This window comes from Haloarcula marina (genome assembly GCF_024218775.1).
GTDB classification, from domain to species: Archaea; Halobacteriota; Halobacteria; order Halobacteriales; family Haloarculaceae; genus Haloarcula; species Haloarcula marina.
Map to the genome: position 1 here is coordinate 2,434,056 of NZ_CP100404.1, position 20,315 is coordinate 2,454,370.

General features: G+C 66.5%; 22 protein-coding genes and 1 pseudogene. 16 read left to right on the forward strand and 7 right to left on the reverse strand.

All coding sequences use genetic code 11. The features are described from left to right. Window positions 1-194 precede the first annotated feature (194 nt). Genes NJQ44_RS12765 through NJQ44_RS12780 form a run of 4 tightly spaced genes read left to right on the forward strand, consistent with a single transcriptional unit; the run spans window position 195 to window position 2,662 of the window. A complete protein-coding gene (locus tag NJQ44_RS12765) occupies window positions 195-665 on the forward strand; it encodes a 30S ribosomal protein S15 (protein WP_254271731.1) in 471 nt (156 codons plus the stop codon). After that, window positions 665-1,783 (forward strand): hypothetical protein, encoded by a 1,119-nt coding sequence (locus tag NJQ44_RS12770; RefSeq protein ID WP_254271732.1) that lies wholly within the window; start codon window positions 665-667, stop codon window positions 1,781-1,783. Before NJQ44_RS12765 ends, NJQ44_RS12770 begins: the two co-directional genes overlap by 1 nt. Continuing rightward, entirely contained in the window at window positions 1,780-2,025 is a 246-nt protein-coding gene (locus NJQ44_RS12775) for a KEOPS complex subunit Pcc1 (RefSeq protein WP_254271733.1), read from the forward strand. Before NJQ44_RS12770 ends, NJQ44_RS12775 begins: the two co-directional genes overlap by 4 nt. Beyond that, window positions 2,018-2,662: a 30S ribosomal protein S3ae gene (locus NJQ44_RS12780; RefSeq protein WP_254271734.1), complete on the forward strand. Its 645-nt coding sequence runs from the start codon at window positions 2,018-2,020 to the stop codon at window positions 2,660-2,662. Before NJQ44_RS12775 ends, NJQ44_RS12780 begins: the two co-directional genes overlap by 8 nt. A gap of 22 nt (window positions 2,663-2,684) precedes the next feature. Here NJQ44_RS12780 and NJQ44_RS12785 read toward each other — a convergent pair whose 3' ends face one another. Next, on the reverse strand, window positions 2,685-3,119 hold the full coding sequence (locus NJQ44_RS12785; RefSeq protein WP_254271735.1) for a plastocyanin/azurin family copper-binding protein: 435 nt from the start codon (window positions 3,117-3,119) through the stop codon (window positions 2,685-2,687). A gap of 138 nt (window positions 3,120-3,257) precedes the next feature. Between NJQ44_RS12785 and NJQ44_RS12790 the strand changes: the two genes are divergently transcribed. Further along, the gene (locus NJQ44_RS12790; RefSeq protein WP_254271736.1) at window positions 3,258-3,557 is read left to right on the forward strand and encodes a putative quinol monooxygenase; all 300 of its coding nucleotides are present in this window, start codon (window positions 3,258-3,260) and stop codon (window positions 3,555-3,557) included. 55 nt (window positions 3,558-3,612) lie between these two features. On the opposite strand, the gene NJQ44_RS12795 is transcribed toward NJQ44_RS12790, so the two are convergent. Continuing rightward, window positions 3,613-4,761 (reverse strand): 5-(carboxyamino)imidazole ribonucleotide synthase, encoded by a 1,149-nt coding sequence (locus NJQ44_RS12795; RefSeq protein WP_254271737.1) that lies wholly within the window; start codon window positions 4,759-4,761, stop codon window positions 3,613-3,615. Between the two features lie 54 nt (window positions 4,762-4,815). Beyond that, complete coding sequence (locus tag NJQ44_RS12800; protein WP_254271738.1) at window positions 4,816-6,756, reverse strand: flippase activity-associated protein Agl23; 1,941 nt, start codon at window positions 6,754-6,756, stop codon at window positions 4,816-4,818. 91 nt (window positions 6,757-6,847) lie between these two features. Here NJQ44_RS12800 and ribH point away from each other — a divergent pair, with 91 nt between their 5' ends. Both ribH and NJQ44_RS12810 read left to right on the forward strand, forming a co-directional pair. Beyond that, window positions 6,848-7,252, forward strand: a complete 405-nt coding sequence (gene ribH, locus NJQ44_RS12805) for a 6,7-dimethyl-8-ribityllumazine synthase (protein WP_254271739.1) — start codon at window positions 6,848-6,850, stop codon at window positions 7,250-7,252. Next, window positions 7,249-8,409, forward strand: coding sequence for a pyridoxal phosphate-dependent aminotransferase (locus NJQ44_RS12810; RefSeq protein ID WP_254271740.1), 1,161 nt, complete (start codon window positions 7,249-7,251; stop codon window positions 8,407-8,409). The genes ribH and NJQ44_RS12810 overlap by 4 nt, the downstream gene beginning before the upstream one ends. Before the next feature lie 72 nt (window positions 8,410-8,481). On the opposite strand, the gene NJQ44_RS12815 is transcribed toward NJQ44_RS12810, so the two are convergent. Together NJQ44_RS12815 and NJQ44_RS12820 are read right to left on the reverse strand one after the other, a co-directional pair. After that, window positions 8,482-8,910, reverse strand: a complete 429-nt coding sequence (locus NJQ44_RS12815; RefSeq protein WP_254271741.1) for an FAD synthase family protein — start codon at window positions 8,908-8,910, stop codon at window positions 8,482-8,484. Continuing rightward, window positions 8,907-9,404 (reverse strand): Mov34/MPN/PAD-1 family protein, encoded by a 498-nt coding sequence (locus tag NJQ44_RS12820; RefSeq protein ID WP_254271742.1) that lies wholly within the window; start codon window positions 9,402-9,404, stop codon window positions 8,907-8,909. Before NJQ44_RS12820 ends, NJQ44_RS12815 begins: the two co-directional genes overlap by 4 nt. 120 nt (window positions 9,405-9,524) lie before the next feature. Between NJQ44_RS12820 and han the strand changes: the two genes are divergently transcribed. Continuing rightward, window positions 9,525-11,438 (forward strand): Hef-associated nuclease, encoded by a 1,914-nt coding sequence (gene han, locus NJQ44_RS12825; protein ID WP_254271743.1) that lies wholly within the window; start codon window positions 9,525-9,527, stop codon window positions 11,436-11,438. 18 nt (window positions 11,439-11,456) lie between these two features. On the opposite strand, the gene NJQ44_RS12830 is transcribed toward han, so the two are convergent. Together NJQ44_RS12830 and NJQ44_RS12835 are read right to left on the reverse strand one after the other, a co-directional pair. Beyond that, window positions 11,457-13,100 carry a phospholipase D-like domain-containing protein gene (locus NJQ44_RS12830; RefSeq protein ID WP_254271744.1) on the reverse strand — a complete coding sequence of 548 codons (1,644 nt, stop codon included), beginning with the start codon at window positions 13,098-13,100 and terminating at the stop codon, window positions 11,457-11,459. A gap of 42 nt (window positions 13,101-13,142) precedes the next feature. Next, on the reverse strand, window positions 13,143-14,405 hold the full coding sequence (locus NJQ44_RS12835) for a HEAT repeat domain-containing protein (protein WP_254271745.1): 1,263 nt from the start codon (window positions 14,403-14,405) through the stop codon (window positions 13,143-13,145). A 105-nt stretch (window positions 14,406-14,510) separates the two neighbouring features. Between NJQ44_RS12835 and purE the strand changes: the two genes are divergently transcribed. The 8 genes and pseudogenes from purE to NJQ44_RS12875 all read left to right on the forward strand — a co-directional run. Further along, on the forward strand, window positions 14,511-15,164 hold the full coding sequence (purE, locus tag NJQ44_RS12840) for a 5-(carboxyamino)imidazole ribonucleotide mutase (RefSeq protein WP_254271746.1): 654 nt from the start codon (window positions 14,511-14,513) through the stop codon (window positions 15,162-15,164). Window positions 15,165-15,213: 49 nt separating this feature from the next. Continuing rightward, on the forward strand, window positions 15,214-15,552 hold the full coding sequence (locus NJQ44_RS12845; RefSeq protein WP_254271747.1) for a hypothetical protein: 339 nt from the start codon (window positions 15,214-15,216) through the stop codon (window positions 15,550-15,552). A 214-nt stretch (window positions 15,553-15,766) separates the two neighbouring features. Further along, on the forward strand, window positions 15,767-16,180 hold the full coding sequence (locus tag NJQ44_RS12850; protein ID WP_254271748.1) for an NADH-quinone oxidoreductase subunit A: 414 nt from the start codon (window positions 15,767-15,769) through the stop codon (window positions 16,178-16,180). Beyond that, window positions 16,173-16,865, forward strand: a complete 693-nt coding sequence (locus tag NJQ44_RS12855; RefSeq protein WP_254271749.1) for an NADH-quinone oxidoreductase subunit B — start codon at window positions 16,173-16,175, stop codon at window positions 16,863-16,865. The genes NJQ44_RS12850 and NJQ44_RS12855 overlap by 8 nt, the downstream gene beginning before the upstream one ends. Next, entirely contained in the window at window positions 16,862-18,544 is a 1,683-nt protein-coding gene (locus tag NJQ44_RS12860; protein WP_254271750.1) for an NADH-quinone oxidoreductase subunit D, read from the forward strand. The genes NJQ44_RS12855 and NJQ44_RS12860 overlap by 4 nt, the downstream gene beginning before the upstream one ends. After that, on the forward strand, window positions 18,544-19,590 hold the full coding sequence (locus NJQ44_RS12865) for a complex I subunit 1/NuoH family protein (protein WP_254271751.1): 1,047 nt from the start codon (window positions 18,544-18,546) through the stop codon (window positions 19,588-19,590). The genes NJQ44_RS12860 and NJQ44_RS12865 overlap by 1 nt, the downstream gene beginning before the upstream one ends. Before the next feature lie 40 nt (window positions 19,591-19,630). Beyond that, window positions 19,631-20,092: a NuoI/complex I 23 kDa subunit family protein gene (locus NJQ44_RS12870; RefSeq protein WP_254271752.1), complete on the forward strand. Its 462-nt coding sequence runs from the start codon at window positions 19,631-19,633 to the stop codon at window positions 20,090-20,092. A 124-nt stretch (window positions 20,093-20,216) separates the two neighbouring features. Then, window positions 20,217-20,300: pseudogene (locus NJQ44_RS12875) on the forward strand (NuoI/complex I 23 kDa subunit family protein); the annotation flags it as partial. Between the last annotated feature and the right edge of the window lie 15 nt (window positions 20,301-20,315).

Sequence of the window (20,315 nt, forward strand, 5' to 3'; positions counted from 1 at the left end):
AAATGTCTGCTGGCCCGTCCGAGCAGATGGAAACGGTTTAGTTGCGGGACCATCGACCAACCAACGGGAACAGCACGACCGCAAATCTGACGCGCCGCGGGTTTCCGCGGCTTGGGATTGCGGCCGTGTTCGGCCGTAGCGCCGAAACGCCTCGCGATTAGCGACGAGCGGTTCGTGCAGTTCCAACCCAACCTATGGCACGAATGCATACACGCCGTCGTGGCTCGTCCGACTCGGACAAGCCCGCGGCAGACGAACCCCCGGAGTGGAGCGACGTCGACGCCGACGCCGTCGAAGCGCGCGTCGTCGAACTCGCCGAACAGGGCCACTCGCCCAGCGAAATCGGCCTGAAACTGCGCGACGAAGGCGTGCAGGGGACCCCCGTCCCGAACGTCAAACTCGCCACCGGTCAGAAGGTCACCGAGATTCTCGAGGACAACGACGCCGACCCCGAACTCCCCGAGGACCTCCGCAACCTGATGGAACGCGCCGTGCGTCTGCGCGACCACATGGACGAGAACCCCGGCGACCACCAGAACAAGCGTGCGCTCCAGAACACGCAGTCGAAGATTCGCCGCCTCGTCGACTACTACCGCGGTGACGGTGTCGACGAGGACTTCACGTACAGCTACGACAAGGCAGTCGCGCTGCTCGAAGACGAGTAATGTCCATGACCGGTCGGGAACCGACGCCAGCCCCCGCCCCCAGTGACCTCGCCGCGACGCTGCGCGGGGCCGCCTTCGTGCGCCTCGTCAGCGATGCGACCGGCGACTCGCTGGCCGGGACCGGCGTGTTGGCGCGGGCGCTCGACGACGCCGGAACGCCGTTTCAGGCGAGCGTCGTCGGCCCCTTCGCCGACCCCGACCGGACCACGGACGCCGACGTGACCGTCGCCGTCGGTCGGTCGCTCTCGACCGCCGAGGTGTCGCTGTCGACTCGCCCGGCGGCCACGGCTTTCGAGGTGGCCCGCGAACTCGGCGGGACGACCGCCCCGACGCTCGCTCTCGCTGGCGCTATCGCCGGTGGGAACATCGACGGGTCGGTCGCCGACGCGGCCGACCACGCGGGTCTCGAACGCCGACCCGGCATCGCGGTTCCGGTCGTAGACCTCGCGGACGGCCTCGCCCACTCGACGCTCCTCTCCGGCCCGTTCTCGGGCGACGAGGAGCGCGCGCGGGCGACGCTGGCCGAACTGGACCTGCCCGAACCGCTGACCGCGGACGACCACCGGCGCGTCGCGTCGCTGGTCGCCCTCGCGGTCACCGGCACGGACGCCGCGCCGCCGCGGGCCGCCGACGCCCTCGGTCGCGTGCTCCACCCCTACGCCGGTGGGCCGTTCGAGACGGTCGGCGGCTACGCCGACGTGCTGGATGCCGTCGCCCGGGAACGGCCGGGGACGGGCATCGCGCTCGCGCTGGGCCACGACAGCGTCCGCGAGGACGCCCTGTCTGCGTGGCGAACGCACGCCACGCGCGCCCACGGCGCCGTCGCCGAGGCCACGACGGGTCGGTACGACGGCCTGTTCGTCGCCCGCGGCGACGCGATGCCGGTCGACACCGTCGCTCGCCTCGTGGCGGACTTCCGCGCGCCGGAACCCGTGACGCTCGTCGTCACGGACGGCGAGGCGGCCGCACACGCCACAGACGAACGCGACGTGGCCGCGACGATGCGGACCGCGGCCGACGCCGTCGGCGGCAAGAGCGCGGGCCACGGCCAACGGGCCGCCGCGCGGTTCGACGTGTCGACGGCCGACTTCATCGAAGCGTTCCGGGAGGCACTATGACTCGGCGGGCCGAGATTCGCACGACACACGACTCGCCCGCTCTGGCCGAGCGCATCGCGCGCTCGCTCCGGCCGGACAACACCAGCGAGATGACTACGCACGTCGACGGCGACGCAGTGGTCACGACTATCGAGCGCGACTCGACGAGCGGCCTGCAGTCGACGGTCGACGACTACGTCGTCAACCTCCGGGTCGCAGCACAGCTAGCTAACCAACCAACACAACCCACGACACATGAGTGAACGAAGCGTCTCCAAGCGCAAACAGCAGAAGCGGTGGTACACCGTCCTCGCCCCCGAGCAGTTCGACCGCGAGGAACTCGGTGAGACGACCGCAGACGAACCGGAAAAGGTGCTCGGTCGCACCATCGAAACCACGCTCGGCGAACTGAACAAGGACGCCAGCGAGAACAACACGAAACTGACCTTCAAAATCAACGAGGTCGCCAGCGACTCCGCGTACACGGAGTTCGTCAAGCACGAACTGACGCGGGACTACCTGCGCTCGCTCGTCCGCCGTGGCTCCTCGAAGGTCGAAGCCTTCATCACCGTCCTGACGACGGACGACTACCGCGTCCAGATTCAGCCGGTCGCCGTCACGACGAAGAAGGCCGACGCCTCACAGGAGAAGGCCATCCGCCGGACGATGATCGACCTCGTCGAGGAGACAGCGAAGGACCACACCTTCGAGGAACTCGTCGACAGCGTCGTCGAGGGTCGACTGTCCTCCGCCATCTACGGCGAGGCCAAGGAGATTTACCCGCTCCGCCGCGTCGAGATTCAGAAGACGACCCTCGAGGCTCGCCCCGAGGAAGTCGCCGCCGAAGAGGAGACGGCCGTCGACGTCGACGAAGAAGACATCGACGTCGAGGACGCCTAACTCCGTTCGGCACCCGAACGCTCTATTCTTCGGTCGTGCCCGCTTCGTCAGTGACGACGACGGTGCCGACCATCCCGCCGCGTTCGTGCGGGATACAGAAGTAGGGGTACTCGCCGCGCACCTCGAAAGTGTGTTCGTACGACTGCCCCTCGAACAGCGTGCCGTTCGTGCTGTTGCCCCACGCGTCGCGGGCCGCTTGCTCGCTCTCGAACCCGCCGGACGCGAAGTAGGCCGCGCCGTCGGGAAGGCCGTCCTCGTAGGCCGTCACCGAGTGGCCCTGCTTGCTCGTGTTCAGCCACGTGACAGTCGTCCCCGGTTCGACCCGGAGCGTCTGCGGACGGAACACCTTCGCGCCCATTCCCACGTCGTAGTCGACGTTCGCACTGCCGCCGATACACCCCGCGAGACCCACTGCCGCGGCCGACCCGACTGTCCGGAGGAAGGCCCGTCGTTGCATACGCGCGAATCAGGGTCGGACGGACAAAGACACCTCGGTTCGGGGCCGCCCGGTCGGGGTGTAGACGAACGTAACCGTGAGTAACCGGCAACACGCGTTTATGGCATTTGAGAACTATAATAATAAATGGTGTATAATATGGCATACCTACTAGTCCGACACGAAGTGGCAGACTACGACCAGTGGAAACCGTACTTCGACGACGACGACGACCGCCGTCTCGAATACGGTCAACAGGGGTATCACCTGTTCCGCGACGCCGAGAACCCGAACGAAATCGTGATGCTCGCGGAGTACGACAGCGAAGAGAACGCCCGTGCGTTCTCGGAAAGCGAAGAGCTTCCGGAGATCATGAAAGAGGCAGGCGTGAAAGGCGAACCCGAAATCAGGTTCCTCGAACTGACCGAAGAGAAGACGGTCACGCAGTCCTCGCCCTGAAGCGAGACACGGCGAATTTTTGTGCGTTCGAACAGGTCCGAGCCGACGCTGTCGGTCAGTCTCGGAACGTCAGTCCGTCTCGCAGGTCCCGCGCGTCCGAGAGGAGCGTCTCGGTGTCCTCGCCGGTCAGCGTGACGTGCCCCATCTTCCGCAGTTCGTACACCTCGTGTTTGCCGTACCAGTGGAGGTGTGCGCGGTCGGCGGCGAACACCGCGTCGTCGCCGTACAGCGTCGCCTCCTGTCGTTCCTCGACATCACCGAGGATGTTGGTGCAGACGCTCGGGTGCCGCTGTTCGGTCGACCCCAACGGCATCCCCATCACGGCCCGGACGTGCTGTTCGAACTGCGAGGTGTGACACCCCTCGATGGTCCAGTGGCCGGAGTTGTGGGGCCGGGGCGCGATTTCGTTCAGTAGAATCTCGTCGTCGCTCGTCTGGAACAGTTCGATGCCGAAGACGCCGCGACCGTCCATCACGTCCAACACGTCGAGGACCACCTCGCGGGCGCGTTCGGCGACGGCGTCGCTGGCGCGGGCCGGAGCGACGCTCTCGCGCAGAATCTCTTCCTCGTGGATGGTCTCGGTCAGCGGGAAAGTGTCGCGTTCGTCGTCGCCGCGACAGCCCATCACCGCGAGTTCCCGCTCGAAGTCGACCATCTCCTCGACCATCGCCGGTCCGGCGATGTCGTCGATGGCCCTCTCAACGTCCTCGGGGCCGGAGACGGGGACGTTGCCGCGCCCGTCGTAGCCGCCGGTCCGGGCTTTCAGCATCGCCGGGTAGCCCAGTTCCTCGCAGGCCTCACGCAGGTCGTCGGCCGAATCGACGGCCCGGAATTCGGGGACTGGAACGCCTGCCTCCGAGAGGCGGCGCTTCTGGACGAGTTTGTCCTGAATGGTCCGCAGCGTCTCGGGGTCGGGGTGGACCGGGGTGCCCGTCTCCTCGGCGACCCGTTCGAGCACGTCCGGGTCCGCGAGTTCGATTTCGAACGTGAGCACGTCCGCGCGCTCGGCGAGTTTGCGGAACGTCTCCTCGTCCTCGAACCCGCCGACCAACTGCTCGCGGGTGACCGGTGTGGCCGGGCAGTCCGGCGTCGGGTCCGCGACGACGAGTTCGACGCCTAGCGGCGCGGCCGCTTCGCCCATCATGCGTCCGAGTTGTCCCCCGCCGACGACGCCGAGCGTCGGGCCGGGAGAAGTGCGTGGCATACGCCGCGCTTTCGCAGGCGCGTGCTTAAACGTTGATTTTCGGGACGAGGGACGCTAGCTGGCCGCAGTCCCGTTGGCCGCGTAGGACTCGTGGGTCCAGACCGTGAAGGAGTTCTTGTAGCCGCTGGTCCGCATCATGTAGCTCTCGCCGGAGTACCCCGCCGCGCGGAGTCGGTCGGTCGGGACCGTCGAGTCGTACTCCTGCGTGATGACTATCGGCGGCGTGTTCTGTCGCAGTCGGAGACCGAGTGCCGACTGCTGGTTCTCGCAGGCCACCTCGGCGTCGCTGGCCGCGAAGTACCACGGCATCGGGAGCGTGTTGTGCCACTGGAGGCAGGTCGGCTTCAGGTTCCACCACGCCTCGTCCCACGTCTCCTGACTCTCCTCGACGTAGGCGTTGTTCTCGTCGTACGCGTCGCCCGACTCGCCGTGGTAGACGACCACGTCGGTTCCGCCGTCGTGAGCGGCGGCGATGCGGTTCATCGACTGCAACTCCTCGCGGACGGCCTGTTCCGGTTGGGCGAACTGGACGAGTTCGTTGCTGTCCTCCGTGGTGTTCGTGTAGACGCCGGTCACCGCGACGTTCGCGACGAGCAGTGTCACGAGGAAGAAGACGAGACCCGCGGCCGCGACGCCGACTTCGTCGTCGGCCGAGAGGGCGTCAAGCCCCCAGCGGAACACCGCCGCGAGCGCCACCGCAGCGGGAATCGCCAGCGGCACGACGGCGTGGGCGACGATCCACGGCGCGCCGATGTCCGTCCCCAGCGGGTAACCGAAGATGGAGACGAAACCGCCGTAAAACAGGAACGGGACGAGGTGACGCGGCGCGGTGTACCCCAGTCGGTCGAGAACGTAGCCCAGTCCCGAAAAGAGCGCTACCGGCGCGGACGCCAGTGCCAGCACCTTCACGAACACGCCGAAATGGCGCTCGTAGTCCGAGAACGTCTTCCCCGAGGCGGGGTCGAGCCACTCGCCCCACTGGTCGGCGACCCGGTCGATGGTCACCTGCAGGAGTTCGGTGAACCGTCCCGGGTTGGTCACCCCCTCCCAGAAGCCGATACTTCCGGCCGACGGCGGCGCGGGCGGGTGCTGGATGCCCGCGACGCCAGCCCCCCGAGGGGCGTAGAAGAACAGCGAGATAATGCCGAACAGCGTCGCCGCGAGGACGATGTGGCCCGCGTACGCGCCCAGTAGTAGCCCCGCCCGCTCGTGGCGCTCCCGAAACGACTGGACCGTCCCGACGACGAGGTCGATGTCGGCGCGCACTCCGGCGGCGAGGCGGTCGTATATCTCCCCGCCCGACGGTGTGCTCGTGATGAAGGCGACGGCGTTCGCGAATCCACTGGGGAAGACGAACACCTTCGCCAACAAGAGTCCCGTCGCGCCGAGCCACGTCAGCACGTAGACGAGCGCGTTCTCCTTCGAGGCGAACCCGAGCGCCATGAACGCCGCGGCGGCGTACAGGTACCGCGGCAACCGCGTGTCGTAGAACCGAACGAAGAAGCCGAAGGCCGCGAACATGAACGCCGCGACGAGGATGTCGCTGCGCATGAACCGCGAGTAGTACAGCAGGACGGGGTTCACCGCGAGTATCAGCGCCGCGGCGACGACTTCGGACCGGCGGAGGTGGCGGCGGAGGAGCAACGCCGTCAGCGGCATGAGGCCGCCGACGAGTGCGACCGGGAGACGCATCGCGAAGTCGCTGGTGCCGAGGAGCGCGAACACCCAGCGGTCGACGTGTTGGATGAACGGCCCGTGGATGATGTAGCGGTAGGCGAAGGAACCGGTGTCGCCGAAGTGCCACGCCCAGTAGGCGACGCGCCCCTCGTCGAAGTGGGCGACGCGCTGGCCGAGGCCGATAAGCCGCAGGGCGAGCGCGAAGAGCGTGATACCGACGACGAGTTTCACCGTCGCGTGGTCGTCGGTCCTGGTCCAGGAACCGACGCGCCGTCTGAGTCGCTGGAGGGCGGGCAGCACACCGCTCGACGCAGTCATGTCGGGTGGAAGAACAGCGAGGGTTAGAATCCTTCTGGTTTGCCGAGGCCGGAACGGTAGTTCTTTAGGGACCACAACCACCCACACAGATATGGTGCAGCTCGGACTGGTCGTCGCTCAGTACGACAAACACGGGGCGGTCATCGACGCGATGCGAGCGTCGGCCCGCGAGGCCGCGGCCGACCACGACGCCGACATCGTCGAGACGCTCAGCGTCCCGGGAGCCTACGACACGCCGCTCGCCGCCGACAGACTGGCACGTCGGGAGGACGTGGACGCCGTCGCGGTGCTGGGCGTCATCATCGAAGGCGACACCGACCACGACCAGGTCATCGCCGACGCCGCCGCACAGGGCCTGACCGACGTGTCTCTCGACCGGGACACCCCCGTCACGCTGGGCATCATCGGTCCGGGCATGAGCAAAGACGAAGCCGAAGCCCGCACCGAGAAGGGCGGTTCGGCCGTCACGAGCGCCATCGAACTCGCAAACCTATGACTATGGACTTCGCTTCCCGCGTCGAACGTGTAGAACCGAGCGCGACACTCGCGATTAGCAACAAGGCCGCCGAACTCGAAGCCGAGGGCAAGGACGTCGTCGACCTCTCCGTCGGCGAACCGGACTTCGACACGCCCGAGAACATCAAGCAGGCCGCCAAGGACGCCCTCGACGCCGGGCACACGGGCTACACGCCGTCGAACGGCATCCCCGAACTGAAGGACGCCCTCGTCGACAAACTCCACGACGACGGCCTCACCCAGTACGGCACCGAGAACCTCATCGTCACGCCGGGTGGCAAGCAGGCCCTCTACGAAATCTTCCAGACGCTCATCGACGACGGCGACGAAGTCGCCCTGCTGGACCCCGCGTGGGTCTCCTACGAGGCGATGGCGAAACTCGCCGGCGGCACGCTCACCCGCGTCGACACCGCCGCCCACGACTTCCAGTTGGAGGGTGCGCTCGACGACCTCGCCGAAGCGGTGTCGGACGACACGGAACTGCTCGTCGTCAACTCCCCGGGCAACCCTCACGGCGCTGTGTACTCGGAAGCCGCGCTCGAAGGCGTCCGCGACCTCGCCGTCGAACACGACATCACTGTCATCTCCGACGAGATTTACAAGGAGATTACCTACGACGGCGTCGAGGCCGTCTCGCTGGGCACGCTCGACGGGATGGAAGACCGCACGATAACGCTCAACGGCTTCTCGAAGGCCTACTCGATGACTGGGTGGCGACTGGGCTACTTCGCCGCGCCGGAAGAACTGGTCGAACAGGCCGGAAAGGTTCACTCCCACTCCGTCTCCTGTGCCGTCAACTTCGTCCAGCACGCCGGTGTCGAGGCGCTGACCAACACCGACGACGCCGTCGAAGAGATGCGCGAGGCCTTCGCAGAACGCCGCGAGTTCCTCATCGGTCTGTTCGAAGAGCACGGCGTCCACGTCCCGGAACCGCAGGGCGCGTTCTACATGATGCCCGAAATCGCGCCGGACGGCGACGACACCGAGTGGTGCGACCAGGCCATCTCGGAGGCGCAGGTCGCCACCGTCCCCGGGAGCGCCTTCGGGACGCCCGGCTACGCCCGCATCTCCTACGCCAACAGCAAGGAACGGCTTCAGGAAGCGGTCGACCGACTCGCCGACGCGGGCCTGCTGTAGGTCGAGGCGACACTCGGTTTTTCGCGGTCCGTCGACTGTCTGCAGTCGTTCGTCACAGCGTGTCGCCGACGGTCAGTCGCGTTCGGCGAGGATGCGGTCGATGATTTGGCCGGTCGAGAGGAGTCTGTCGTCGGCGTCTCGTTCCAGCGGACTCGCCCGGCGAACCTCGCAGTCGATGCCGCGGTCGGCCAGCGCCGCGCGGAGTTTCTCGTCGTCGTGGTGCTGGTCGTAGCCGAGGGCGATAACGTCCGGGCGGATGCGCTCGATGGGGACGAAGATGTCCTCGGAATGGCCCAAGTGCGCCTCGTCGACGGGTTTCAGCGCGGCGACCATCTCCCGGCGCTGTTCGTCCGGGACAACGGGCGGTTCCTTGTGTGTGACGTTGACCGAGCGAGCGACGATGACGTGTAGTTCGTCGCCCATCGCCTTCGCGTCACGCAGGTAGTGGACGTGTCCGGGGTGGAGGATGTCGAACGTGCCCTGTGCGACGACGCGGGTCACGAGTCGAACTCCTCCTCGCGGAGTTCCCGGTCGATGTCCGTCTGGTCGAAGTCGAAGAACGTCTCCTCGGGCGGGTCCACATCGAGGACCGGCAGGTCGACCGGTTGCCCCTCGTTGTCGAAGGCCTGCCAGTCCTCCGGGCCGTACGGGTAGCCGACGATGATGTGTACGTCGCCGCGGCCGAAGGTGGCGAGGTCGGCGTCGCTCGGTCGGAGGACGCCGTTCGGGTGCGAGTGAATCGACCCCGCCGCCCGCATATCGTTCGGGACCATGCTCGTCTTGACCGTCGCGCTCACCGGGTTCGACTCCGTGCCGGGGATGACCAACACGTCGGTGAGGACCGTGCCGTCCTCGTCGAGTCCGAGTTTGCTCGCGTCGTCGCCCCGAAGCAGTCCCATGTACTCGTTCGGGTGCGATTCCTCGGACGCGGCGCGTGCGAAGTCCAGTGCCGACTCGGCGATGCCGAGGATGCCGCCCGAACGAAACAACCCCATACGCGTTTTCGGGTCGGCCGCGTTCTAAGGGTTGCGCTCTCGGAGCGGTATCCACGCCGAGTCGCCACTTGGCCAACTATTTCGAAGAGTACAAACGGGGGAGTACCGAAGTGACGGCAAATGTCTTCGCCAACTGGCACCGACGACGGTGCCGAGGTTCCCGACGGGGGGACCACCGTCTACGATCTCGCTGCAGAGTGTACCACGGACGATGTCCAAGAAGGGTCGCGTTACCACGCGACGGTCAACGGTGTCGTCGATTACGGCGTCTTCGTCGACCTCTCGGGGGAAGTGTCCGGACTGGTCCACAGTTCGAACCTCCTCGGTTCGTACGACGTGGGCGACGAACTCGTCGTCGAGTTGGGCGAGGTCCGCCCCGACGGCGACCTCAGTTTCCAGGAGGTCCAACTCACCGACTACGAGAGCCAACACGTCCCCCACGGGACGGCCGCCGACGTGACCGACCTCGGCGACGAGACCGGCGACACCGTCGTCGTCGAGGGCCAAGTCGTCCAGATAAAGCAGACGGGCGGTCCGACCGTCTTTCAGGTTCGTGACGGCACCGGTATCGTCCCCTGTGCCGCCTTCGAGGAGGCTGGCGTCCGCGCGTTCCCCGACGTGGAGATGGACGACATCGTCCGCATCTCCGGCCGGGCCGAGGAACGCGACGGCGGCGTCCAGATAGAGGTCGACTCGCTGACCGTCCTCGACGACGCGGAGGCGACCGCCGTCGAGGCCGACCTCGACGACGCCCTCGCCGCGGCGGCCGAACCCGCCGACGTGGAACCGCTCGTGGAGTGGGACGCCTTCGAGAAACTGTGGGACGACCTCCGCGCAGTCGCGACGGAACTCCGCAAGACCGTCCTCGAAGGCCGCCCCATCCGGATGCGCCACCACGCCGACGGCGACGGTCTCTGTGCCAGCGTCCCCCTGCAGGTCGCGCTCGAGCGGTTCATCGCCGACCACTACGAGGACGCCGACGCGCCCCAGCACCTCCTCAAGCGCCTGCCGAGCAAGGCCCCCTACTACGAGATGGAGGACGTGACCCGCGACCTCAACTTCGCGCTGGAGGACCGCACGCGCCACGGGCAGAAGCTCCCGCTCCTCCTGATGCTCGACAACGGGTCGACCGAGGAGGACACCCCGGCCTACCGGAACCTCCGGCACTACGACATCCCCGTGGTCGTCGTCGACCACCACCACCCGGACCCGGAGGCCGTCGAACCGCTCATCGAACAGCACGTCAACCCCTACCTCCACGACGAGGACTACCGCATCACGACGGGGATGCTCTGCGTCGAACTCGCCCGCATGATAGACCCCGACCTCAGCGAGGACCTCCAGCACGTCCCCGCCGTGGCCGGGCTCTCGGACCGCTCGGAAGGCGAAGCGATGGGCGACTACCTCGACCTCGCCGCCGAGAAGGGCTACGACGAGGCCGACCTTCGGAACATCGGCGAGGCACTGGACTACGCGACCCACTGGCTCCGCTACAGTTCCGGCGAGCAACTCATCAGCGACGTGCTGAACGTCGACTGCGATGACCGCGAGCGCCACGCCGAACTCGTCGATTTCCTCGCCGAGAAGGCCGAGCGCGACGTGCAGGCCCAACTCGACGCCGCCATGAGCCACGTCGAACACGAGCGACTCGACAACGGGGCACACCTCTACCGCATCGACGTGGAGAACCACGCCCACCGCTTCACCTACCCCGCGCCGGGCAAGACGACCGGGGAGATTCACGACCAGAAGGTCGCCGAGACGGGGGACCCCGTCATCACCATCGGCTACGGCCCCGACTTCGCCGTCCTCCGCAGTGACGGCGTCCGACTGGACATCCCGCGCTACGTCTCCGAACTCACCGACGAGGTCGACGGTGGCGGCGTCTCCGGCGGCGGCCACCTCGTCGTCGGGTCCATCAAGTTCGTCTCCGGCATGCGCGACACCGTCATCGACGCCCTCGTGGAGAAGATGGCCGAGGCCGAAATCGACGAAGACCTCGGCAGTTCGACGGCGCTGCCCGAGGAAGTCTAACGCCCGTTCTCAGCGCTTTTAGGACGCGAACCGTATCCGTCGAGCGGCCAGTCCGCCGACCGCGAGGACGCCGCCGACTGCACCGACGAGGCCGAGCGGAACGGTCGGGCGGCCGCCGCGCCAATCGGCTTCGAACACCCGGCCGAAGTAGTCGGCCGCTCGCTCGCCGTGCAGGACGAGCACCACCTCGCGGTTCGTCGTCGCCGCCTGTTCGTTCCAGTTGAGACTGCCCACGATAGCGCGGTCGCCGTCGACGACGGCGCCCTTCGCGTGTATCTTCGAGAACCGGCCTGCGGGGTCGGCGAGACGGGTCGACAGCGGCGCGTCGGTCCGGTCGGCCCACGCTTCGAACCGCTCGGCGGTTCGCTGGTTCTCCTCGCGGACGTACCACGCCGAACTCAGGAGGAGGCGAACGCGGACGCCACGATTGGCGGCCCGGCGGAGCGCGCGCATCAAGGGTTCGTCCCACCCGCCGACGGTCGGTTGGACGACGGCGATGGAGTCGTTCGCCGCGTCGAGTTCCGCGAGGAGCGCTCGCTGTGCGTTGTCCGGCGTGACCAGCAGGTCCGTCCGGTTCACCGGGACCGTCTCGGGGTCGAACCGCGATGGATAGGCTGTGGTCGCCGCCTCGCCGCGCTCGAACTGCCGCCCGCGCCGGTACTCGCCCCACTGTACTGCGTCGCGCCACCCGGCGTCGGCCCGGAACGTCGCGGTCAGTCCGTCCACAACTTCCGGTTGCCCCGTCACGACGCCCCACCCGCGACTGCTGTTCCCGCCGGTCCCCGCGGGCTTCCAGTTCTCGGTCAGGACGACTGCCCGGTCGTCGGCCACGGCGTACTTCGCGTGGTGGTAGGCGTACCGGGCGTGTGGCCCGGCGACGAGTCGGACCTCGACGCCCGCGTTGACGAGTCTGTCGAGCGTGCGGGCTTCGCCGCGGGTCCGGCCCCCGACTGGATCACCCTCCAGTAAGACGCGCACGTCGACGCCCCGGCGGTGTGCGGCGACGAGTGCGTCGCCAACTCGCGTCGAGGAGAGCGTATAGCCAGCGAGGTAGAGGCGGTCGTCGACGTCCTCGATGGTCCCCAACGGGACCCCCGGCGCGTCGGGGAGGGTGAACGCCCGAACGTCGCCGCCCACGGCGGTCACCACGGGCCGGTCTGTGGCGCCCAGCGGTCGCCAGCGAATCGCGGACCCGTTGGCGACGCCGAGTTCCCCCTCCTCCGTCTCGCGGTAGCGAACGCTGTCGACCGTCCGTCCCGCTCGCAGGAGACGGACGGTGTCCCCGCCGTTCGCCAGCGACACGTCCCCTCGCAGACCGTAGACGTGCGCATCAGTGAGCGCGCGAACGCGGTCGGGGTCGGCCGTGAGCGCGACGCGCCCGCGGACGGTCCGGTTCGGGAGCGGGACGGTTGTGTGTCCGTCCGAGAGCGAGTACGCGCCGAGGTCGGTCAGCGCGGGAACATCGAGGACGACGAACTCCCCGCGGTCACCGCCCGCGACGGGGTCGGGATAGACGGCGTGAATCGTCGGGGTCACCGCGCTGGCTGGCGCCGCCGTCCCGCTGACGACAGGGCCTCCTCCGGCGACGGCTCCCGATGAGAGAACGAGACAGGCGACGGCGAATGCGAGCGTGAGGTGGCGTGTGGAGACGGGGGACCGCATCGGCGGGGCTGGCCGCCCCTTCGGTGAAAAAGGTTCGTCCGGTTACGCGCCGCTCGCCTTCTCGGCTTCCGCCTGCACGAGGTAGGCCCGGTCGTCGGTGTACTTCGCGGCTTCGTCGAGGGCGTCCTCGGTCCCGATTTGGCGAAGCGCCCACGCGGCGGAGGCGCGGACCTCGTCGCTCTCGTCGGATTCGAGGACGTCCGCGAGGGGGGCGACGGCCCGGGTGTCGCCGAGCATCCCGAGGGCGCGGGCCGCCGAGGAGCGAATCTCGGCGTTGTCGGCGTCGAGGCGGTTCGCGACCGGTTGGACCGACTCCTCGCTGCCGATGGAACCCAGCGAGCGGAGCGTGACCTTCTGGAGCGCGGGGTCGCCGTCGCCGTCGATGAAGTCGTGGAGCGTCTCGGTCGCTCGCTCGTCGCCGATTTTCCCGAGCACCTTGATGGGGCCTTTATCGCGCTTCTGTGCGCGCTGGTTCATCACGTCGAAGGCGGGTTCGGCCTCGCTTCCGAGGTGGTAGAAGATGTCGATGATGTACTCCTCCATGTACTCCGACCCGAGCGTCTCCAGCGCGAACAGGACGATATCGAGGTTCCCCTCTTTGGCGTGAATCTTCGCGGCGTTCCACTCCGCCGGGAAGTCCTTGCGGTTCTCGTTGGTGAGGACGTCGTAGAACCCCTTGACGTCGAGCTGTTCCTGAACGGTGAGGTCGTCCCACACTTCGGCGGCTTCGAGGGCGTCTTCGAGCGTCTCGGCCGTTTCGAGCAGTCCGGCGATGGTCTCGGCGTCTTCGTCGGCATCGAGGTCCGCGCTCTCGATGGCGTCGGCGACGGTCCCGAGGGCGTCGGCCGCGGCGTCGAGGTCCGAACCCGCGTCGGCGTCGTGGTCGACGTACTCCTCGCTGGCGGCGAGGAAGGCGTCCACGGCGTCGTGGGCGTCGGGTTCGCCCGCTTCGGTCCACTCGCTGTCCGTGACGGTTCCCTGCGCAGCGTCGAGGATATCGATCACGTCATCGGCGTAGGGGCCGCGCTGGGATTCGAGGTCGTCCCGGAGGTCCGAGAGCCGCGATTCGAGTTCTTCGCGGGGGTCTTCCGCGTCCTCGTCGTCCTCGTCCGGTTCCGGGAGGTCGGCGGCTTCGAGGTCCGCCTCGACGTCGTCGAGGGTCGTTTCGACCTCGTCGAGGTCGGCCTCCGTCTCGGCGGCCTCCAGCGTGTCGGCGGCCTCGTCGAGACGCGTTTCGAGTTCGTCGGCGCTCGCGCCGCCGGTCTCCGCGGCGTCGTCGTCGGGCTCGTCGTCCCCGTTGCTCATGTACGGTGGTGTGTCGGTGCGGGCTAAGAGCGTTTTCCTTTCGACATGGCCGAGCGGCGAGCGAAACCGCCTACACTTACACTCCCGCCGGGCGGAGGCGTCCGTATGACCGCAGACAGCGTCCAGTCGCTCGTCGACCAGTTACACGAGGAAGCGGAGATGGACCGCCCCAACCACCTGACGCCGGACGTGGGTATCGTGATGGGGTCGGATTCGGACCTGCCGACGATGGCCGGTGGCAAGGGAAAGCGGCCGGGCGCGTACGCCGCCCTCGCCGACGAACTCGGCTTCGAGGAACAGACCGACTTCACCGACGCGCCCGACGCCGAGTTCACCTTCGAGACGTTCGTCTGCTCGGCCCACCGGACGCCGGACCTGATGTACGCCTACGCAGAGACGGCCGAGGCCCGCGGCATCGACGTCATCATCGCCGGTGCGGGCGGGAAGTCCGCCGACCTGCCGAACATGACCGCGAGCATCGCCTACCCGCTGCCGGTCATCGGCGTCCCCGTTCAAGAGAAGTCCGTCGATTCCGTCATCGGGATGCCACAGGGCGCGCCAATCACCGCCGTCGACGCGGGGAAGTCCTTCAACGCCGCGCTCACGGCCGTCCAAGTACTCGCGCGCGAACACGAGGAACTCCGCGACCGACTCGTGGAGTACCACGAGGACCTCCAAGAGGAGGTGGGCGAGGTGTCCCGCGACCTCCACGAACTCGGGACACCGGGGTTCAAAGACGAGTACTGGGACGAGTTGTAAGCTGTTAGCTCACTAGAAAATACTCAACGGCCGAGCGTGTAGTCGGGGCATGGTCCTCCGACAGACGCTCGCCGGGTTGCTCGTCCTGAGCCTCGTCCTCGCCGGTTGTGTCTCGCCGACGGGGACGGCCACCGAGACGCCCACCGCGACCGAGACGGAATCACCGACGGAACTGCTCATCTACGGCCCCTGTACGTTCGAGCGACACGCGGTGTCCGCCGACCGAGCGATGGCCGCCGACGCGGACGCTCGCCGCGAGTTCGAGGCGCTCCCGGCCGACCAGCGACGGATATTCCTCGGCGAGGGGGACGGCGACGGGTGGAACTACTCCGTGCGGTACGTCCGCTACGAGGGGGAGTGGTACGAGACCCTCGTCGCGTGTCCGTGAGGGTGGCCGCGGTGTCGCGTGGTCTCCGACTGCGTGCCGACTTCGCCCCGCGGGCTTGCCACGCAGTGACCGCTCGGAGGTCTGTCGCGAGGAGAAACGCACGCAAAAACTGTTCGGTTTAAACACACCCGAACCGGCCGAAAACAGGCGCCGTAGTGGTTATCAACCCTTATATGCCAGTACTTCTAACCGTCGGACGATAGGAGAATCCGGAATGAGTAATCCATGGATCGCCATCGGCGCGCTCGCGGTCGTGGGGCTCGCAATCCCCATCAGTATGATGGTCGTTTCGAGCCTCTTGCGGCCGAGCGTGCCCGAGCAAGGCAAAACAGCCACCTACGAGTCCGGCGAGGTGCCGACTGGCAGCAGCCAGAAGATCAAGTTCAATATCCAGTACTACATGGTCGCGCTGCTGTTCGTCGTCTTCGACATCGAGACCGTCCTCATCTTCCCGTGGACGGTCATCTACCGCGACGCCGTCAGCGCCGTGGGGATGTCGAGCGTGCTGCTGCCGATGGTCGTCTTCATCGGCGTCCTCGTCGTCGGCCTCGGTTGGGCGTGGCGTAACGGCGCAGTCCGCTGGGTTCGCAACCCGGACGTAACGAAGGGAGCAGACATCTATGAGTAGTGATCAGACACCACCGGCAGTCGAAGACGTATCGACGCAGGAAGCCCGGATGGGCGAGGGCGTGGACGACCGGTTCAACTCGACGCTTCGAGAGGCGTTCGGGTCGACGCCGTTCATCCTGACCAAGTTCGACAAGTTCATGAACTGGGTTCGGGGCTCCTCGATGTTCATGCTGCAGTTCGGTATCGCCTGTTGCAGCATCGAGATGATTCACACCTACGCCATCAAACACGACCTCGACCGCTTCGGGGCAGGGATTCCGCGCGCGTCGCCGCGACAGGCCGACGTGATTATCGTCCCGGGGACCATCGTCTCGAAGTTCGCCCCGCGGATGAAGCGCGTCTACGACCAGATGCCCGAACCGAAGTTCGTCGTCTCGATGGGGTCGTGTACTATCTCCGGCGGCCCGTTCCAGGAGGGGTACAACGTCGTCAAGGGCGCGGAAGAGGTCATCCCGGTCGACATCCACGTTCCCGGGTGCCCGCCGCGTCCGGAAGCACTCGTCTACGGCGTCGCCAAACTGCAGGAGCGCATCGCCAACGGCGAATCTTCGCCGGTGACGGTCAAGCCGTACGAACTCGAACAGTTCGGTGACTTAGAGCAGGACGAACTCGTCGACAAACTCGCCTCCGAAATCGACGAAGAGGACCTCGTCATGCGCTACAACTGGGACAACTCGCCATGAGTCTCGAAAAACCCACACCCGACACCGCGGCCGAAGTCGGCGTCACCGAGGACGGCCTCGACTACGACGCACTCGCCGACTTGCTCGGCGGCCACGTCCTCGACCGCGAGACGCACCTCAACGCCGAAGGATTCGTCATCCGCCCCGACGAGGTGCAGGACGTTCTCTCGACGCTGAAGACCGAAGCGGGCTTCGACCACTGCGCCTGTGTCACCGCACAGGAGTACGACGACCGCTACGAATCTATCTACCACCTGCGGAAGTTCGACGACCCGACGCAGGAACTGTCGATAATCGTCCCGACGACGAAGGAGGCCCCCCACAGCGAGTCGGCCGCCCGCGTCTACTCGACGGCCGACTGGCACGAGCGTGAGGCCTACGACCTCGTCGGCATCAACTACGACGACCACCCAGACCTGCGACGCATCCTCCTGCCAGAGACGTGGCAGGGTCACCCGCTGAGTCAGGACTACAACCAGGACCAGCCCCAAATCGTCACGCTTCGGGAGAACGCGAACCCCCTTCAGGAGGACCACCGAAGCGACGACGACCCGGACACGATGTTCGTCAACATCGGGCCGCACCACCCGGCGACTCACGGCGTCCTGCACGTCAAGACGGTGCTGGACGGCGAGCAAATCGCCGACATCGAACCCGACATCGGCTACCTCCACCGCTGCGAGGAGCAGATGTGTCAGAAGGGGACCTACCGGCACCAGATTATGCCGTACCCGGACCGCTGGGACTACGTCTCGGCCGGTATCCTCAACGAATGGGCGTACGCGCGTGCGGCCGAGGACCTCGCGGACATCGAGGTGCCCGAGTACGCACAGGTCATCCGGACGATGAGCGCCGAACTGTGCCGAATCGCCGCGCACATGCTCGCGCTGGGGACGTTCGCGCTGGACGTTTTCGGCGACTTCACCGCCATCTTCCAGTACGCGTTCCGCGACCGCGAGGTCGTGCAGAACATCCTCGAAGACCTGACCGGTCAGCGCCTGATGTTCAACTACCTCCGCCTCGGCGGCGTCGCGTGGGACCTGCCGGAACCCCGCGAGGAGTTCTTCGAGAAGACGCGGGACTTCCTCGACGACCTGCCGTACAAACTGGAGGAGTACCACGACCTCATCACAGGCAACGAAATCTTCCAGATGCGGTGTGTCGACACGGGCGTCCTCTCGCCCGACCAGGTCAAGCAGTACGGCGCGACCGGGCCCGTCGCTCGCGGGTCGGGTGTCGACTACGACCTGCGCCGAGACGACCCCTACGGCTACTACGACGAACTCGACTGGAACGTCGTCACCGAGGAGGGCTGTGACAACTTCAGCCGCGTCCTCGTCCGCATGCGCGAAGTCGAGGAGTCGGCCCGCATCATCGAGCAGTGTGTCGACCTGCTCGAACAGTGGCCCGAAGACGAGCGCGAGATTCAGGCCAACGTCCCGCGCACCCTGCGACCGGACCCGGACGCGGAGATTTACCGGGCCGTCGAGGGCGCGAAGGGCGAACTCGGCATCTACATCCGGTCGGACGGGACGGACAAACCGGCCCGCTTCAAGATTCGCAGTCCGTGCTTCTCGAACCTCCAGACGCTACCCGAGATGTCCCAAGGCGAGTACATCCCGGACATGATTGCGTCCCTGGGTAGTCTGGACATCGTCCTCGGGGAGGTCGACCGCTGATGCAGTCGGCACCGCTCCCGGAGACGCTGGCGAACCTCGCCGGACTGAATCCCGACAGCACACCGGTCATGATCGTGACGAGTCTCATCGGCGCGGCGCTCATCGGGACGCTGATGATGACCAACACGGCGCTGGCCGGACCGTGGGCCAAGCGGAAGATTACCGCCGCGTTCACGGACCGCATCGCCGTCGACCGAATCGGGCCGTACGGCCTGTTCATCATCGTGGCCGACGCCGTCCGACTGCTGGCGAAGGAACTCATCGTTCCAGAAGGCGTCGACCGCCCGGCGTGGGACCTCGCGCCGTTGGTCATCGCGAGTTCCGCGCTGCTCGGTTTCGCCGTCATCCCGATGGGGAGCGGCATTCACCTCGCCGACCCCGAGGTCGGCCTCGCCTACGTGTTCGCGACGGCCTCTATCGCCTCGGTCGGTCTCATCATGGCTGGCTACGCTTCGAACAACAAGTACTCCTTCCTCGGCGGGTTGCGCGCCGTCGCACAGAACATCGCGTACGAGATTCCGCTCATCCTCACCGGGGCGTCCGTGGTCATCTTCGCCGGGTCGCTCCAGATGAGCGAAATCGTCGCGGCCCAGCAACAGACCCTCATCGGGCCGCTTCCCTCGTGGTACGCGTTCGTGAACCCCTTCGCGTTCGTGCTGTTCATGATTGCGAACCTCGCGGAAGTCGGTCGGAACCCCTTCGACATTCCCGAAGCGCCGACCGAAATCGTCGCTGGCTACCAGACGGAGTACTCTTCGGTGTACTTCGTGCTGGTGTACCTCGGCGAGTTCATCCACATCTTCCTCGGCGGGGCCATCATCGCCACCATCTTCCTCGGTGGCCCGGCCGGGCCGGGACCGGCGAGCCTCGGAATCGTCTGGTTCCTCATCAAAATCTGGGGCGTCTTCCTGTTCACGCAGTGGGCGCGCTCCGCGGTGCCGCGCGTGCGAATCGACCAACTCATCGAAATCGGCTGGAAGGGGATGTTGGTCCTCTCGCTCGCGAACCTACTGCTGACCGCGGTCATCGTCGGGGTGATTGCCTGATGACCGCACCGCAATCTGCGTACATCGGAGGTAGCTACCAATGATTGGCATCCTGAAATCCATGGCGACGACGATGAAACACGCCCTCGACGGGGAGACGTTCACGGTGGAGTACCCGGACGTCGCCCCCGAGGTGAGCCCCCGCTTCCGCGGCGTCCACAAGTGGAGTCAGGAGCGATGTATCTGGTGTCGGCAGTGTGAGAACGTCTGCCCGAACAACACCATCAACATCGTGATGGACGACCAGCGAAACGGGGAACAGTACAACCTCCACATCGGCCAGTGTATCTACTGCCGACTGTGCGAGGAGGTCTGTCCGACGGACGCCATCCTGCTGACCCAGAACTTCGAGTTCACCGCGGACACGAAAGACGAGTTTGCGTACGACAAAGAGCAACTCAAGAACGTGCCGTGGTACAAGGACATCGACCCGCTCGAATCCCGCGAACCCGACCGGGGCGCGTGGATTGGCGAAGGCGACGGCGAAGTCGACTATCAGTAGGACACACCACACCATAGTCCGTTTTTACCGAGTGCGACCGCAGGGAGCACTCGGCCTTTTTCGCCCACGTTTTTCAACGAGCGGGGTGCGAGCGGAGCGAGCACGCCCGAGGTAGAAAAAGGTGGAGGATAGTGACCCGCTCGAATCCCGCGAACCCGACCGGGGCGCGTGGATTGGCGAAGGCGACGGCGAAGTCGACTACCAGTAACGACCTGCGACGAAC